This window comes from Bradyrhizobium sp. NC92 (assembly GCF_025200865.1).
Lineage (GTDB): Bacteria > Pseudomonadota > Alphaproteobacteria > Rhizobiales > Xanthobacteraceae > Bradyrhizobium.
Genome location: NZ_CP104171.1, coordinates 424887 through 439509, shown reverse-complemented (window position 1 = coordinate 439509; position 14623 = coordinate 424887). Strand labels below are relative to the sequence as shown.

Annotated in this window: 13 protein-coding genes; 6 read left to right on the top strand and 7 right to left on the bottom strand. The window is 64.8% G+C overall.

What is annotated here, in order from left to right; genetic code table 11:
• Nucleotides 1–117: 117 nt before the first annotated feature.
• From N2602_RS02085 to N2602_RS02065, 5 genes are all read right to left on the bottom strand, one after another.
• Nucleotides 118–525 carry a F0F1 ATP synthase subunit epsilon gene (locus tag N2602_RS02085; RefSeq protein WP_172788823.1) on the bottom strand — a complete coding sequence of 136 codons (408 nt, stop codon included), beginning with the start codon at nt 523–525 and terminating at the stop codon, nt 118–120.
• Between the two features lie 85 nt (nt 526–610).
• A complete protein-coding gene (atpD, locus tag N2602_RS02080) occupies nt 611–2053 on the bottom strand; it encodes a F0F1 ATP synthase subunit beta (RefSeq protein ID WP_172788824.1) in 1443 nt (480 codons plus the stop codon).
• 34 nt (nt 2054–2087) lie between these two features.
• Nucleotides 2088–2963 carry a F0F1 ATP synthase subunit gamma gene (locus N2602_RS02075; RefSeq protein WP_172788825.1) on the bottom strand — a complete coding sequence of 292 codons (876 nt, stop codon included), beginning with the start codon at nt 2961–2963 and terminating at the stop codon, nt 2088–2090.
• A gap of 144 nt (nt 2964–3107) precedes the next feature.
• The gene (gene atpA, locus N2602_RS02070) at nt 3108–4637 is read right to left on the bottom strand and encodes a F0F1 ATP synthase subunit alpha (protein WP_172788826.1); all 1530 of its coding nucleotides are present in this window, start codon (nt 4635–4637) and stop codon (nt 3108–3110) included.
• Entirely contained in the window at nt 4637–5197 is a 561-nt protein-coding gene (locus N2602_RS02065) for a F0F1 ATP synthase subunit delta (protein ID WP_172788827.1), read from the bottom strand. The genes atpA and N2602_RS02065 overlap by 1 nt, the downstream gene beginning before the upstream one ends.
• Before the next feature lie 658 nt (nt 5198–5855).
• Here N2602_RS02065 and N2602_RS02060 point away from each other — a divergent pair.
• On the top strand, nt 5856–6353 hold the full coding sequence (locus N2602_RS02060; RefSeq protein WP_172788828.1) for a septal ring lytic transglycosylase RlpA family protein: 498 nt from the start codon (nt 5856–5858) through the stop codon (nt 6351–6353).
• A gap of 207 nt (nt 6354–6560) precedes the next feature.
• Here the strand turns inward: N2602_RS02060 and N2602_RS02055 are convergent, their stop codons facing one another.
• Complete coding sequence (locus tag N2602_RS02055) at nt 6561–8765, bottom strand: primosomal protein N' (RefSeq protein ID WP_260381597.1); 2205 nt, start codon at nt 8763–8765, stop codon at nt 6561–6563.
• A gap of 112 nt (nt 8766–8877) precedes the next feature.
• Between N2602_RS02055 and N2602_RS02050 the strand changes: the two genes are divergently transcribed.
• From N2602_RS02050 to N2602_RS02030, 5 genes are all read left to right on the top strand, one after another.
• A complete protein-coding gene (locus N2602_RS02050; RefSeq protein WP_260381596.1) occupies nt 8878–9843 on the top strand; it encodes a tyrosine recombinase XerC in 966 nt (321 codons plus the stop codon).
• 152 nt (nt 9844–9995) lie between these two features.
• Nucleotides 9996–10244, top strand: a complete 249-nt coding sequence (locus N2602_RS02045) for a hypothetical protein (protein WP_260381595.1) — start codon at nt 9996–9998, stop codon at nt 10242–10244.
• On the top strand, nt 10237–11646 hold the full coding sequence (locus tag N2602_RS02040) for a bifunctional 2-polyprenyl-6-hydroxyphenol methylase/3-demethylubiquinol 3-O-methyltransferase UbiG (RefSeq protein ID WP_260381594.1): 1410 nt from the start codon (nt 10237–10239) through the stop codon (nt 11644–11646). The genes N2602_RS02045 and N2602_RS02040 overlap by 8 nt, the downstream gene beginning before the upstream one ends.
• A 70-nt stretch (nt 11647–11716) precedes the next feature.
• Entirely contained in the window at nt 11717–13186 is a 1470-nt protein-coding gene (locus N2602_RS02035; RefSeq protein ID WP_260381593.1) for an LTA synthase family protein, read from the top strand.
• A 136-nt stretch (nt 13187–13322) separates the two neighbouring features.
• On the top strand, nt 13323–13910 hold the full coding sequence (locus tag N2602_RS02030; protein WP_172788832.1) for a DUF4337 domain-containing protein: 588 nt from the start codon (nt 13323–13325) through the stop codon (nt 13908–13910).
• Nucleotides 13911–14072: 162 nt separating this feature from the next.
• Here the strand turns inward: N2602_RS02030 and N2602_RS02025 are convergent, their stop codons facing one another.
• A complete protein-coding gene (locus N2602_RS02025) occupies nt 14073–14603 on the bottom strand; it encodes a hypothetical protein (protein ID WP_172788833.1) in 531 nt (176 codons plus the stop codon).
• Nucleotides 14604–14623 lie beyond the last annotated feature (20 nt).

The following is a 14623-nucleotide window of genomic DNA, read 5'->3' as shown; positions in this document are numbered from 1 at the left end:
CTCCGGCGCGGTGCAACAAAGTTTCAGCGCCCGCCACGGTCGTGACGAGCGCTGAACTTGTTCAGGAATTCCTTTGCAGGAATGTCTTACCCGAGCCCCGGAGCGGTGCCCCGGGGCTTAGTGCATAGCCGTGGAGTTGAGCTGGTGCTGGATGCTCTTGAAGTGATCCAGTCGCTCGATGGCCTGATCGAGCTCGCCGCCTTCATGCTCCTTCAGATTCTCTTCCATCTCCGCGATCGTCTCGGCGAACTGGGCACGATCGAGCTCATCCAGCGAGGTCGCGACGTCGGCGAGCACGGTCAGGCCCCTCTCGGACACCTCGGCGAGGCCGCCGAGCACGATGACCTTCTCGTGCCTGCCACCGCTGGTGATGGTGAGGATGCCGGGCCGGATCGCAGCCACGACCGGCGCATGCCCTGCCAGCACGCCGAAGTCACCCTCGACGCCGGGAATGTCGACCTGATCGACCTCGCCCGAGAAGGCGAGCTTTTCCGGAGAGACGAGATCGAAATGGAAGGTGGCCATGAGAAACCTGCGAGTAGCGAGTGGCGAATAGCGAGTGGCGGTCGGGAGCAGCTTGTATTCGCTACTCCCATTCGCCGTTCGCCTCTTAGGCAGCTTCCGCCGCCAGCTTCTTGCCCTTCTCGACGGCTTCTTCGATGGTGCCGACCATGTAGAAGGCCGCTTCCGGCAGGTGGTCGTACTTGCCGTCCACCAGGCCCTTGAAGCCCTTGATGGTGTCGGCTAGGTCGACGAACTTGCCGGGCGAACCCGTGAAGATTTCGGCGACGTGGAACGGCTGCGACAGGAAGCGCTCGATCTTGCGGGCGCGGGCCACCGTCAGCTTGTCCTCTTCCGAAAGCTCGTCCATGCCGAGAATGGCGATGATGTCCTGGAGCGACTTGTAGCGCTGCAGCACCTGCTGGACCTGACGGGCGACGGCGTAGTGCTCCTCGCCGACGACGAGCGGGGAGAGCATGCGCGAGGTCGAGTCGAGCGGGTCCACCGCCGGATAGATGCCCTTCTCCGAGATCGCGCGCGACAGCACCGTGGTGGCGTCCAAGTGCGCGAACGAGGTCGCGGGCGCCGGGTCGGTCAAGTCGTCGGCCGGCACGTAGATCGCCTGCACCGAGGTGATCGAACCCTTCTGCGTCGTGGTGATGCGCTCCTGCAGCGCGCCCATGTCGGTGGCGAGCGTCGGCTGATAACCCACCGCCGAGGGAATGCGGCCGAGCAGCGCCGACACTTCCGAACCCGCTTGCGTGAAGCGGAAGATGTTGTCGACGAAGAACAGCACGTCCTGGCCCTGGTCGCGGAAGTGCTCGGCGACAGTCAGGCCGGTCAGGCCGACGCGGGCGCGGGCGCCCGGCGGCTCGTTCATCTGACCGAACACGAGAGCGCACTTCGACTTCACGCTCGGATCCGGATTGTGCGGATCGGCGTTGACCTTGGACTCGATGAACTCGTGATAGAGGTCGTTGCCCTCGCGGGTACGCTCGCCGACGCCGGCGAACACGGAGTAACCACCGTGCGCCTTCGCGACGTTGTTGATCAGCTCCTGAATCAGCACGGTCTTGCCGACGCCGGCGCCGCCGAACAGGCCGATCTTGCCGCCCTTCGCATACGGAGCGAGCAGATCGACGACCTTGATGCCGGTGACGAGAATTTCGGCTTCGGTCGACTGGTCGGTATAGGTCGGCGCTTCCTGGTGGATGGCGCGGATGCCTTCCGACTTGATCGGGCCGGCCTCGTCGATCGGCTCGCCGATGACGTTCATGATGCGGCCGAGCGTACCGTCACCCACGGGAACCGAGATCGGCTGACCGGTGTCGGTCACTTCCTGGCCGCGCACCAGACCTTCGGTGGCGTCCATCGCGATCGTGCGGACGGTCGACTCGCCGAGATGCTGCGCGACTTCCAGCACCAGGCGGTTGTTGCCGTTCTTGGTCTCCAGCGAGTTGAGAATGGCCGGCAGGTGGCCTTCGAACTGCACGTCGACGACGGCGCCCATGACCTGGGTAACGCGACCGATCTGTGTGGCTGCTGTAGCCATTTACTGTCTCCTTCGATCCGAATTTCGTGTCCGGTCAGACTGCTTCTGCGCCGGAGATGATTTCGATGAGTTCCTTGGTGATCTGAGCCTGACGCGTGCGGTTGTAGACCAGCGTCTGCTTGCGGATCATTTCGCCGGCGTTGCGGGTGGCGTTGTCCATCGCCGACATCTGCGCGCCGTAGAACGAAGCGTTGTTCTCGAGCAGGGCGCGGAAGATCTGCACCGCGAGATTGCGCGGCAACAGGCGCGTGAGGATCTCGTCCTCCTCCGGCTCATATTCGTAGGAGGTCGCGCTGGCGTTCGCACCGCCTTCCTCGACGACCAGCGGGATGATCTGCTGGGCGGTCGGGACCTGTGCGATCACCGACTTGAACTGCGAGTAGAACAGCGTGCAGACGTCGAACTCGCCGTTGTCGAACCGCGCCAGCACCTTCTTGGCGATGTCCTCGGCGTTGACGAAGCCGAGCTGACGCACGCTGCGCAGGTCGAGATGCTCGACGATCTGCTTGTCGAACAGGCGGCGGAGCTGCTCGTAGCCCTTACGGCCGACGCAGAAGAATTTCACTTCCTTGCCCTGCGCAGCCAGCGCCAGAGCGCGTTCGCGGGCGAGACGCACGATAGAGGAGTTGAAAGCGCCGGACAGGCCGCGCTCGCCGGTGCAGACCAACAGCAGGTGAACCTGATCGCGGCCGGTGCCGGCCAGCAGCGCCGGCGCGCCGGGCGAGCCCGCCGCGGCGCTGGCGATGTTGGAGATCACCGCGCTCATCTTTTCGGCATAGGGACGCGCGGCTTCCGCCGCGGTCTGCGCGCGGCGCAGCTTGGAGGCCGCGACCATCTGCATCGCCTTGGTGATCTTTTGCGTCGCCTTGGTGGAGGCGATGCGGACGCGCATGTCTTTAAGTGACGCCATTCTTCGTTCACCCCGGCGGTTCGACTGAAGCGTCGGACCGCTAGCCTGTCCCTACCGCAATGCCCGGCCGGGCGCCGGGCATGCTTCTTATTGATTTGCCTCTCGCGAAGCGGTCATGGCCGGACGATCCGGCCATACATGTGGTTAAGCGAAGCTCTTCGCAAAGCCTTCGACCACCGACTTCAGCTTGCCGGCGGTGTCGTCGGAGAGGTCGCGGCTGTCGCGGATCGAGTTGAGGATGTCGGCGTGCTTGCCGCGCAGCAGCGAGAGCAGGCCGTCCTCGAACGCGCGCACCTTGTTGAGCGGGAGCGGATCGAGATAGCCGTTGGTGCCGGCCCAGATCACGCAGACCTGCTCTTCCATCTTCAGCGGCGAGAACTGCGGCTGCTTCAGGAGCTCGGTGAGGCGCGAACCGCGGTTGAGCAGGCGCTGGGTCGAGGCGTCGAGGTCGGAGCCGAACTGCGCGAACGCCGCCATTTCGCGGTACTGCGCGAGCTCACCCTTGATCTTGCCGGCGACCTTCTTGGTGGCCTTGGTCTGCGCGGACGAACCCACGCGCGACACCGACAGACCGACGTTCACGGCAGGACGGATGCCCTGGAAGAACAGGTCGGTTTCCAGGAAGATCTGGCCGTCGGTGATCGAGATGACGTTGGTCGGGATGTAGGCCGACACGTCGTTGGCCTGGGTTTCGATGACCGGCAGCGCCGTCAGCGAGCCCGAGCCCTGGTCCTTGTTCAGCTTCGCCGCGCGCTCGAGCAGGCGGGAGTGCAGATAGAACACGTCGCCCGGATAGGCTTCGCGGCCCGGCGGGCGGCGCAGAAGCAGCGACATCTGGCGGTAGGCGACGGCCTGCTTGGACAGGTCGTCATAGATGATGACCGCGTGCATGCCGTTGTCGCGGAAGTACTCGCCCATGGTGCAGCCGGTGAAGGGCGCGATGTACTGCATCGGCGCCGGATCCGAGGCGGTGGCCGCGACGACGATCGAATATTCGAGCGCGCCCTGCTCTTCCAGCACCTTCACGAACTGCGCGACGGTCGAACGCTTCTGACCGACCGCGACGTAGACGCAGTACAGCTTGATGTTCTCGTCCGGCTGCGCGTTGAGCGGCTTTTGGTTCAGGATGGTGTCGAGCGCGATCGCGGTCTTGCCGGTCTGACGGTCGCCGATGATCAGCTCGCGCTGGCCGCGGCCGATCGGGATCAGGGCGTCGATCGCCTTGAGGCCGGTCGCCATCGGCTCGTTCACCGACTTGCGCGGAATGATGCCGGGCGCCTTGACGTCGACGCGCATGCGCTTGTCGGCCTGGATCGGGCCCTTGCCGTCGATCGGATTGCCGAGCGCGTCGACGACGCGGCCGAGCAGACCCTTGCCGACCGGCGCGTCCACGATGGCGCGGGTGCGCTTGACGGTCTGGCCTTCCTTGATTTCGCGGTCGGCACCGAAAATAACGACACCGACGTTGTCGGTCTCGAGGTTCAGCGCCATGCCGCGGGTGCCGTTCTCGAACTCGACCATTTCGCCGGCTTGGACGTTGTCCAGACCGTAGACGCGGGCGATACCGTCGCCGACGGACAGCACCTGTCCGACTTCGGAGACTTCAGCTTCCTGGCCGAAATTCTTGATCTGGTCCTTGAGGATCGCGGAAATTTCCGCGGCGCGGATGTCCATCAGCCTGCCTCTTTCATCGCGTGCTTGATCGAATTGAGTTTGGTGCGAAGCGAACCATCCACCATGCGGCTGCCCAGCTTGACGACGAGGCCACCGATGATCGAAGGATCAATCTTCACGTTCAGCGCGACATCCTTGCCGGTCACCGATTTCAGGGCGACCTTGAGGGCATCGAGATTCTTGTCCGAGAGCGCTTCCGCCACGGTGACGTCGGCCGTCGTCTCGCCCTTGAACTTGGCGACGAGCGCGCGGTAGGCGCGAATGACGTCGGCCACCGCGAACAGGCGGCGGTTGGCCGTCAGCACTTTCAGGAAGTTGGCGGCGATGCCGGCGATGCCCGCCTTGTCCAGCACGGCCGAGAGGGCCCTGGACTGGGCATCGGCCGCGAACACCGGGCTACGGACGAGGCGCTTCAGATCGGCGCTCTCGTTCAGCAGGGCCTCGAATTTGTCGAGATCGGCTTTGACCGCGTCGACCAAATTCTGGTCGCGGGCCAGTTCAAACAAGGCCGTTGCATAACGGCCGGACACACCGGAAACGGACGTATCTTCTGCAGCCACAGACGCGCTCTTTTTGCTGTCAAACTCGCAAGGGAAAAACCGTCGCCACGAAGCGGCGCCTAGCGATCCAAGCCCTTGGAATTCAAGCGGGACTTCGATTTTCGACCAGCACGGGAGGTGCCGGGCTCGTTAAAATCGCGGCTTTGCTAACATAGCAGGCGCGCAGGTGCAACATGACGCCAAATTAAAGGCATGAGGTTCTGTCGCCAGTTCGTCGCAGCCGCGCGACACATCGCGCGCCGAGGGGCCGGCCGAGGCGGCGGCCTCCCAGCTCACGGAAATTGGCGCCGGCCCTGCCGCCGCGCCCTCCATTGGTTCCTGCCCCCAGCGCATAGCCGCCATGAACACGGATCGCTGAGGCGTGAATCCGCCCCAGCGAGTTCCACGCGCCGAATACTTATTGAATTCTAAACGCTGGCGGCGATGACTTCGCTTTACAGTATTTGTAAGTAATCGGTAGGTTAATAAATCGTTAAAGCCGAAGATTTCGGAACATCGGCCGAATATCGCGCGGCGGTAACAAGATATTTCATGACGACACATACCGGATTTACTGCCCAATTCACGCCTCATTAGGAATCGAAACGCCAACCCGCTCACAAACTGATGGGGGCTCCACTTGCCACAAATGTGGCAATACTAGCTTAGGGACCATTAAATGCTGTCTTTGAAGACGCTGGGCTTTGTGACCCGGCCGCGCACGGCGATTGCTTTCGTCGCCGCAACTCTGATCGTCGGTGGAACTGCCACCGAAGCTTCCGCCAAATCCCGGCATCACCGGCATCACCACCGCCACCACGCCCAGACCGAGGCCAACGCGACCTCCGATTGGCGCAATGCCAATGCGTCGATGACGCCGACCTCCGGCACCGGCCACAGCTTCTCCGGCGTGGCCTCCTATTACGGCAACGAGTCCGGCAGCCGGACCGCCTCGGGCCAGCGCTTCAACCAGAACGCCATGACCGCGGCGCACCGTTCGCTGCCGTTCGGCACCAAGCTGCGCGTCACCCACCGCGGCCAGAGCGTGATCGTCACCATCAACGACCGCGGCCCGTTCATTCGCGGCCGTGTCCTCGACCTCTCCACGGGTGCAGCCCGCGCCATCGGCCTCACCGGTGCCGGCGTCGGCCGCGTCACCGCGGAGGTCGTCTCCTAAAGGCGCGACGAGCCGCCTACCCGCGCACTTTTCATCAGTTTGATGCGCGCATGAAAACAAGCCCGCGGTCTTGGGGGACCGCGGGCTTTTTTACGTCCCGTCATTGCGAGCGCAGCGAAGCAATCCAGAATCTTTCCGCGGAAAGACTCTGGATTGCTTCGTCGCAAGGGCTCCTCGCAATGACGTGGAGAGAGTGGGGAATAGCCACTACAAAAAGCTCTGCGGATCGACGTCCACTTCGAGCTTCAGATTGCCTGTCGGCTTCGGGCAGACCGCGAGCCAGCTGCGCAAATAGTCCGACAGGTCGAAACCGCGCGCCGATTTCACCAGGATGCGGAAGCGGTAGCGGCCCTTGATGACGGCGAGCGGCGCTTCGGCGGGGCCGAGCACGACGACGCGCTCGTCGCGCGGCGCGAGCGCGACGAGCTTGCGGCCAAAGCCTTCGGCGCCCGGGCGGTCGCCGGCGGAGATGATCAGGCTGGCGAGCCGGCCGAACGGCGGATAGAGCGTCTTCTCGCGCAGCTCGATCTCGCCGTCGTAGAAGGCCTCGCGGTCGCAGGCGATCAAGGCCCGCATCACGGGATGATCGGGCTGGTGGGTCTGCAGATAGCCGACGCCGCGGCCCTGCTCGCGGCCGGCGCGGCCGATCACCTGGTTGAGCAATTGCCAGGTCCGCTCCGCCGCGCGCGGATCGCCGTTGGAGAGGCCAAGATCGGCATCGACCACGCCGACCAGATTGAGCCGCGGAAAGTTGTGGCCTTTCGCCACGAGCTGCGTGCCGATGATGATGTCGACGCGGCCCTCCGCGATTTCAGCGAGCTCGCTTCGCATCGTCTCGATCGAGGTGATGAGATCGCTCGACAGCACCATGGTGCGCGCGTCCGGGAACAGCGCGGCGGCCTCCTCCTGCAGGCGCTCGACGCCGGGGCCGACCGCAACCAGCGATTCCTCGGCCGAGCAGTTCGGGCAGATATGCGGACGCGGCATCGAGAAGCCGCAATGGTGGCAGACCAGGCGCTGGCGAAAGCGGTGATCGACCAGCCAGGCATCGCAGATGGTGCAGGCAAAGCGGTGGCCGCAGGCACGGCACAAGGTCAGCGGCGCATAGCCGCGGCGATTGAGGAAGAGCAGCGCCTGCTCGCGCCGCTCGATCGCGGTTCGGATCTCGCCGGCAAGCCGCGGCGAGATGAAGCGGCCGCGCGCGGGCGGCTCGCGGCGCAGGTCGATGGCCTCGATATGCGGCATGTGCTGGCCGCCGAAGCGCGAGGGCAGCGCGATGCGCTGATAGCGGTTCTTGCGCGCATTGACCTCGGATTCCACCGACGGCGTGGCGGAGGCCAGCACGACCGGAATTTTCGCGATATGCCCGCGCACCACCGCCATGTCGCGGGCATGGTAATGCACGCCGTCGTCCTGCTTGTAGGCCTGGTCGTGCTCCTCATCGACGACGATGAGGCCGAGATTGGCGTAAGGGAGAAACAGCGCCGAGCGCGCCCCGACCACGACCGGCGCCGAGCCTTCGGAGATCGCGGCCCAATTGCGCGCGCGGGTGCGCGGCGTCAGCTCCGAATGCCATTCGATCGGCCGCACGCCAAAGCGCTGCGCGAAACGGTCGAGGAACTGGCCGGTGAGCGCGATCTCCGGCATCAGGATCAGTGCCTGCTTGCCGCGGCGGACCACCTCGGCGACGGCTTCGAAATAGACCTCGGTCTTGCCTGAGCCGGTGACGCCGTCGAGCAGCGCGACATGGAAGGTGCCGTTGGCCGCAAGCGCGCGCATCGCATCCACACCGGCACGCTGGAGCGGCGAGAAGTCCGGCCGGCCGAATTCCGGATCGGGCGCCGGCGGCGGAGGCGGCGGCGGCATCGGCTCCACCGTGAGCGTGCCTTCATCGACGAGGCCGTCGATCACGCCCGAGGAGACACCGGCCTCCCTGGCCGCCTCGGACTTGCCGTGCAGCAGCCGGTCCGACAGCACCGCGATGACGCGCGCCCGCGCCGGCGTCAGACGCTTCGGCGGATCGCCGGTCAGGCGCACGCCGGCGCGCACCCGCTCCGGGCCGAGATTTTCGCCCATGCGCAGGCACATGCGCAGCACCATGCCGCGCGGGCTCAGCGTGTAATTGGCGACCCAGTCCACCACCGAGCGCAGCTCCGGCTTGAGCGGCGGGACGTCGAGTTTCTCGCTGACCTCCTTGAGGCGGTTGTGCAGGCGCGGATCGGGATTGGCATTCTCGCCCCAGACCACGGCCAGCACCTCGCGCGGACCGAGCGGCACACCGACGAGATCGCCCGCTTTCAGCTCCATGCCGCGCGGCACCTTGTAGGAATAGGTCTGGTCGAGCGCGACCGGCACCAGCACGTCGACCATGCGGGTGGCGGGGGCGGTGTTGCTGCGCGACGATTGGTCCATGAGCTGAGAATCGGAACCTTGAGGCCTTGAGGCTAGCGCCGCGCGGCGGCCTTAGCGAACAGTAAACTGGTGTGATGCGATATACTGTGCGGAATCACCACGTCCAGAGCGCATGAGCAAAGCGGCCGCCCCACACATCGAGCTCGCCAGCGCCGATCCCTCGATCGCGCAGGAGATGGCGCGCTGGCTGGCGCATCTCGGCGCCGAGCGGCGGCTGTCGCCGAAGACGCTGGAGGCCTATGGCCGCGACTTGCGGCAGTGCCTGGATTTCCTCAGCAATCATTGGGGCGAGCGCGTCACGCTCAAGCGCTTCAACGCGCTGGAGGCGACCGACGTGCGCGCCTTCATGGCGATGCGCCGGGCCGACGACATTGCCGGCCGCAGCCTGATGCGTGCGCTGGCGGGCCTGCGCTCGTTCGGACGTTTCTTGGAGCGCGAGGGCAAGGGCAAGGTCGGCGCATTGTCGGCGATCCGCGCGCCGAAGGTGGCGAAGAGCTTGCCAAAACCCCTGCCGATGGCATCCGCAAAGCGTCTTGCCGATGCCGACGAGCGTGCCGGCGAGGAACGCGAGACCTGGATCCTGGCGCGCGATGCCGCAGTGATGGCGCTCTTGTACGGATCGGGGCTGCGCATCTCCGAAGCGCTCTCCCTGAAGCGCCGCGAGGTGCCGCGTCCCGGCGAGGGCGACGTGCTGGTCGTGACCGGCAAGGGCAACAAGACCCGCATGGTGCCGGTGCTGCAAAACGTGCTGGAGCTGGTGCAGGAATACGTTTCGATGTGCCCCTATCCGCTGCCGGCGGAAGGGCCGATCTTCGTCGGCGCACGCGGCGGTCCCTTGAGCCCGCGCATCATCCAGCTCGCGATGGAGCGGCTGCGCGGTGCGCTCGGGCTGCCGGACAGCGCCACGCCGCACGCGCTGCGCCATTCCTTCGCCACGCACCTGCTCTCGCGCGGCGGGGACTTGCGCGCCATCCAGGAATTGCTCGGCCATTCCTCGCTGTCGACGACGCAGGTCTATACCGGGATCGATTCCGAGCGGCTGCTGGAGGTCTATGCCAGCGCGCATCCGCGGCGCTGAGGCACGGCCGTGCGCACCGCACCGCAACGGCAGACAGGCCGTCGACGACCGGTGGAATAGAGCGGATTTCCGTTTACGCGCGTAGGTGGATGGTGCAAAAGACCAATAGGCGGCATGTGCGACCCGCGACTATCGTCTACGGCGTGTGGAAAATGAACAAGACCTCTCCGGGAATGACTGTGGCGGTGCTGGCCGGAATCGCCGTGCTGATGCCGACCAGCGCCTATGCCTATCTGGATCCGGGGAGCGGCGCCTTCGCCGTACAGGCGCTGCTTGCCGGCATTGCCGGCGGCCTGATCGCCATTCGAGCGTACGGAAAGCGGGTGATGGATTTCTTCCGGCGCTCGAAATCGTCGCCGGACGTCGCCACCAGCAGATCCATACCGGACCGCGATGCGTGATCCCGGATCGTTCCGCGATCCCTCAGGCTACGTCTTCACCCATGCTGGCCGAGTTTTTCGCGCGGTCGACGACGAAGCATATCGCAACTTCCTGCTGCTGAAATCGTCGGGCGCCTACGACGCGCTGATGGAAAGAGGATGGATCGTCGCCGCGGAGGAGGCAAGCTCCGACGAGGCGACGCAGACTCTGATCCATGCCGAATCGGATCGACTGAAAGTCCTGGAGCATCCGCGCGTCCCGTTCATCTCCTATCCATATGAATGGCCGTTCGAGTTGCTCAAGCGCGCCGCACTGCTCCACCTCGATGTCCATCTGCTCGCGCTCGATTTCGGACTGACGCTGTCGGATGCGACCGCGTACAATATTCAGTTCATCGGAATCCGGCCGGTCTTCATCGACATTTCTTCATTCGTGCCGTACCGGGACGGCGACTATTGGGACGGCCACCGGCAGTTCGTCGAGCAGTTCGCGAACCCCTTGCTGATGCGCGCGCTGCTCGGCGTCGCCCACAACGCCTGGTACTGGGGCGCGCTGGAAGGCATTCCGACCGCCGACATGGCCGCACTGATCGGATGGCCCAAACGGTGGCTCTCCCCGGACGTCCTGACCAACATCACGCTTCCGGACCGTTTTCAGCGACGGGCACGCCGCGAGCCGGATCAGCCCTCACGTCAGCCAAAGCCGCTGCCCAAAGCCGCGCTTCAGATGATGTTGCGCCGGTTGCGGCGCTGGATCTCCAATCTCGCGCCGAAAGACGTCGGACCGACCGAATGGCAGCAATATGAGCGCGGCAATCTTTCGTATTCCGACACCGAGGAAAGCAGGAAGGAGAAATTCGTCAGTTGCTTCGCGCAGAACAATACGCTGGCCTGCGCGTGGGACATCGGCTGCAACACCGGTCGGTATTCGCAAGCGCTTTTGCAAAACGGGGTCCGGTCCGTGATCGGGTTCGACGCCGATCTCAATGCGCTCGACGTTGCGGTGGCGCGTGCGACCGCGGACAATCTGGACTTTCTCCCGCTGTTCAGCGATGCCGCAAATCCAAGCCCCGGTCAGGGCTGGGCGGAGACCGAGCGTTCGGGGCTGCATTCGCGCAGCCGCGCGGACGCCGTCATCGCGCTCGCGATCGTGCACCATCTCGCGATCGGCCGGAACATTCCGCTGCCGTCGGTGCTGGATTGGCTCGTCGGACTGGCACCCCGCGGCGTGATCGAGTTCGTTCCGAAGTCCGACCCGATGATCCAGCGCATGCTGCGATTGAGGCGCGACATCTTCGATGGCTATGACGGCGAGCAATTCGAGCGCGCCTTGACCCGCCATGCAGCGATCGTGCGGCGGCTCGAGCTCACCCCGGGCGGCCGCACGCTGTACGAATTCGCAACACAGGCCGGTGGAGACTGAAATGCCGCTACGATCCGATGACAGATTCGTCCTGCTCCGCGCCGTCGCGACGGCTGTGCTTCTGTCCACGATGGCCCTCCTCAATTTTTACGCAGCGAACATGAGCGCGCTGGCTGGTCCGTCGCGCGTGTTGCAATACGCGGCCGGCATCATGGCGATCGCGGCGGTTCTCTCGGTGTGTCTCGCCTTGCTGCTGCGCAAGGTCCCGCCATGGCGCATCGTTCTGGCGGTCGGGCTGACGATCTTCGTCTTCTTCGCTTATCGCGTCGAGCTGGTCGAGTACGAGATGAAGGGCCGCTTCGGCGACTGGGCCGCGATCGCCTGGACCGTGATGGCCATCGCCACCGGCATCGGTGCCCTGATTGTCATCCGCCGACCTGCGCTCGTGACAATCGCACTGGTGGCGTCGTTGGCGTTTGCCGCCCTGCCCGTCACCCGCATCGCGACCGCGCTTGTGAAGGAGCAGCGCGCGCCGCGCCCGGTCCCGGGCGCCGGTGAGCCGGCGATGAAGCTTACGATGTCTCCCAACATCTATTGGATCGTGCTCGATGCCTATCCGAGGCAGGACGTCCTCAAGGAAGATTTTTCATTCGACAACAGCGGCTTCCTCGCCTCACTCGGCGCGAAGGACTTTACGGTATTTCGCAATGCCCGCTCGAATTTTCCGGCGACGGCCAATTCGATATCGAGCACGGCCAACGCCGACTACACCGTCGAGGGCGAAGGCAAGGACCTCAAGGCTTTCCCGCTGGAGCGGCTATATCCGCTCGTTCGAGGCAAGAACCGGACGGTGGCCCGGCTCACCTCGGCCGGATACAGCTATGTCCATTTTGAAAACGGCTATGACAACCTGACCAAATGCGCGTTCGACGGGCCGCGTTGCCTGCGCGGGAATGTCGGGCTGGACGAGATGGACGTCGCCATTCTCTCCAACACACCGATCATCGACTTGATCATCGGTCGGCGGCAGTCGCCGTTTGCGTGGGGCGGCGTCGATGACCTGACCCGTCTGTTGAATGAGGTCCAGGCGACTCCATCGCCGTTCTTCCTGTACGCACACATCCTGGTCCCGCATATCCCGTTCCGCTTCACGGCGGACTGCGGTTTCCGCTCGGCCGCCCCGGACCTGCAGCGCTGGGACCCGGCGAGCCGCCCGGCCTTCCTCGACCAGCTCCGCTGCACCAACTCTCAGACGCTGACGCTCGTCGACAAGATTGTCACGTCAGATCCCGACGCACTGATCATCCTGCAGTCGGATCATGGCACGGACTTCCGCGGCCAGACCAAGCGCTCGCCATCTACCTGGTCGGACGCCGATCTCCACGAGCGCTTCGGCGTTCTGAACGCAATTCGGCTGCCGAAGCAATGCCGCGCGGCCGCTCCAGACGACATCACCTTGATCGACACCTTTCCGCTGGTCTTTGCCTGCCTGACCGGCGGCGCGTTTGAACCGCGTCAACCGCGCTTCTTTGTCACCCCGTATGACGACATGCCCGATTTCGGGGATGCGGTCGAGTTTCCGGCTGAGCGGGTACGGTGAACGACCGATGTGTCGCGGCGCGGCCTGCCCCACGGGCGCAGCCGGCAGACTGACACACTCTCGTCATAGCGCGCGTGCCTCTTGCGCAGGCTGCGCGGTTCGGTCAATCGTTGCGGAACCGACCAAGAGGGGAATCATGAGCGCACATGAAAGCATGGAGCATGCCGAGCACGCCGAACACGCGTCCGGCTCGAACAAGAAGATCGCCCTTCTGATCGCCGTGCTGGCGCTTTTCCTTGCGATCTCGGAGACGCTCGGCAAGGGGGCCCAGACCGAATCGATCAGCAAGAACGTCGAGGCCGCCAATCTCTGGGCGTTCTTCCAGGCCAAGAGCATCCGCCGCACCGTGGTGGTGACCGCGGCCGAGCAGGGCAAGCTGACGCTGGCCGCCGCGGACGAGGCGCAGAAGCCCGCCGTGCAGAAGCAGATCGAGGATTGGACCAAGACCGCGCAGCGCTACCGCTCCGAGCCCGAGACCGGCGAAGGCACCGAGCAGCTTGCGGAGAAGGCCAAGCACGCCGAGCACGACCGCGACGAGGCGACCGCGAAATACCACCATTTCGAGCTGGCCTCGGCCGCCTTCCAGATCGGCATCGTGCTGGCCTCGGCCACCATCATCACCGGCATGTTCGCGCTCGCCTATGTCGGCGGCGTGCTGACGATCGCCGGCCTGATCATGACCGCACTCGGCCTGTGGTGGCCGCATCTGCTGCATTTGCATTGAGGGGAGCGTGTGGCGCGCGCCCGAAACCACGTAGACAGTGTCATGCCCCGGCTTGACCGGGGCATCCAGTACGCCGCGGCTTCTCGGTTCAATCACTGACGTCTCTGGAATACTGGATCGCCCGGTCAAGCCGGGCGATGACAGCGAGCGTGTGGTGAACAGCTAGCGCGCCTGGTGCACGCTCTTCCTGAAACGCTGGATCATACGCAACGTGCGGGAGGACCAGCCCTCGCCGTCGCCGGCGATCAGCTCGCGGATGCGGCGCTTGATCGGGTCGACCAGCTCCGCAGCCTTGGCGCGGATCTTCAGCACCAGCCCGTAGATCCGCTCGAACCAGCGCATCTCCAGAAGCTTGGCGCGCGTGACGTCGAACACGAAGGCGGTAACGCCGACGCCGATGAGCTTCGCGAACACGATCGTGAAGACGGCGCTGGTCCAGTATTCATGCGCGAGCAGCCACAGGCCGACCAGCTTGAGCGGAAACAGCGGGACGATTGGGACCGCGAACACGATCAGCGTCATGGCCGGCGACAGCGCATCGACGCGCTCGGTCAGCCATTGCTTGAAGCGCGCAAGCGGGATGGCTGCGACGACCTTGGCAACGATCGGCTCGAGATGGTCCCACAGCCAGGCTTCGATCAGGAAGACGATCGCAAGCAGGACCCAGACCGGTTGAAGAAGGCGGCGCAGCATGTGTTTCCCGCCCGATTTGG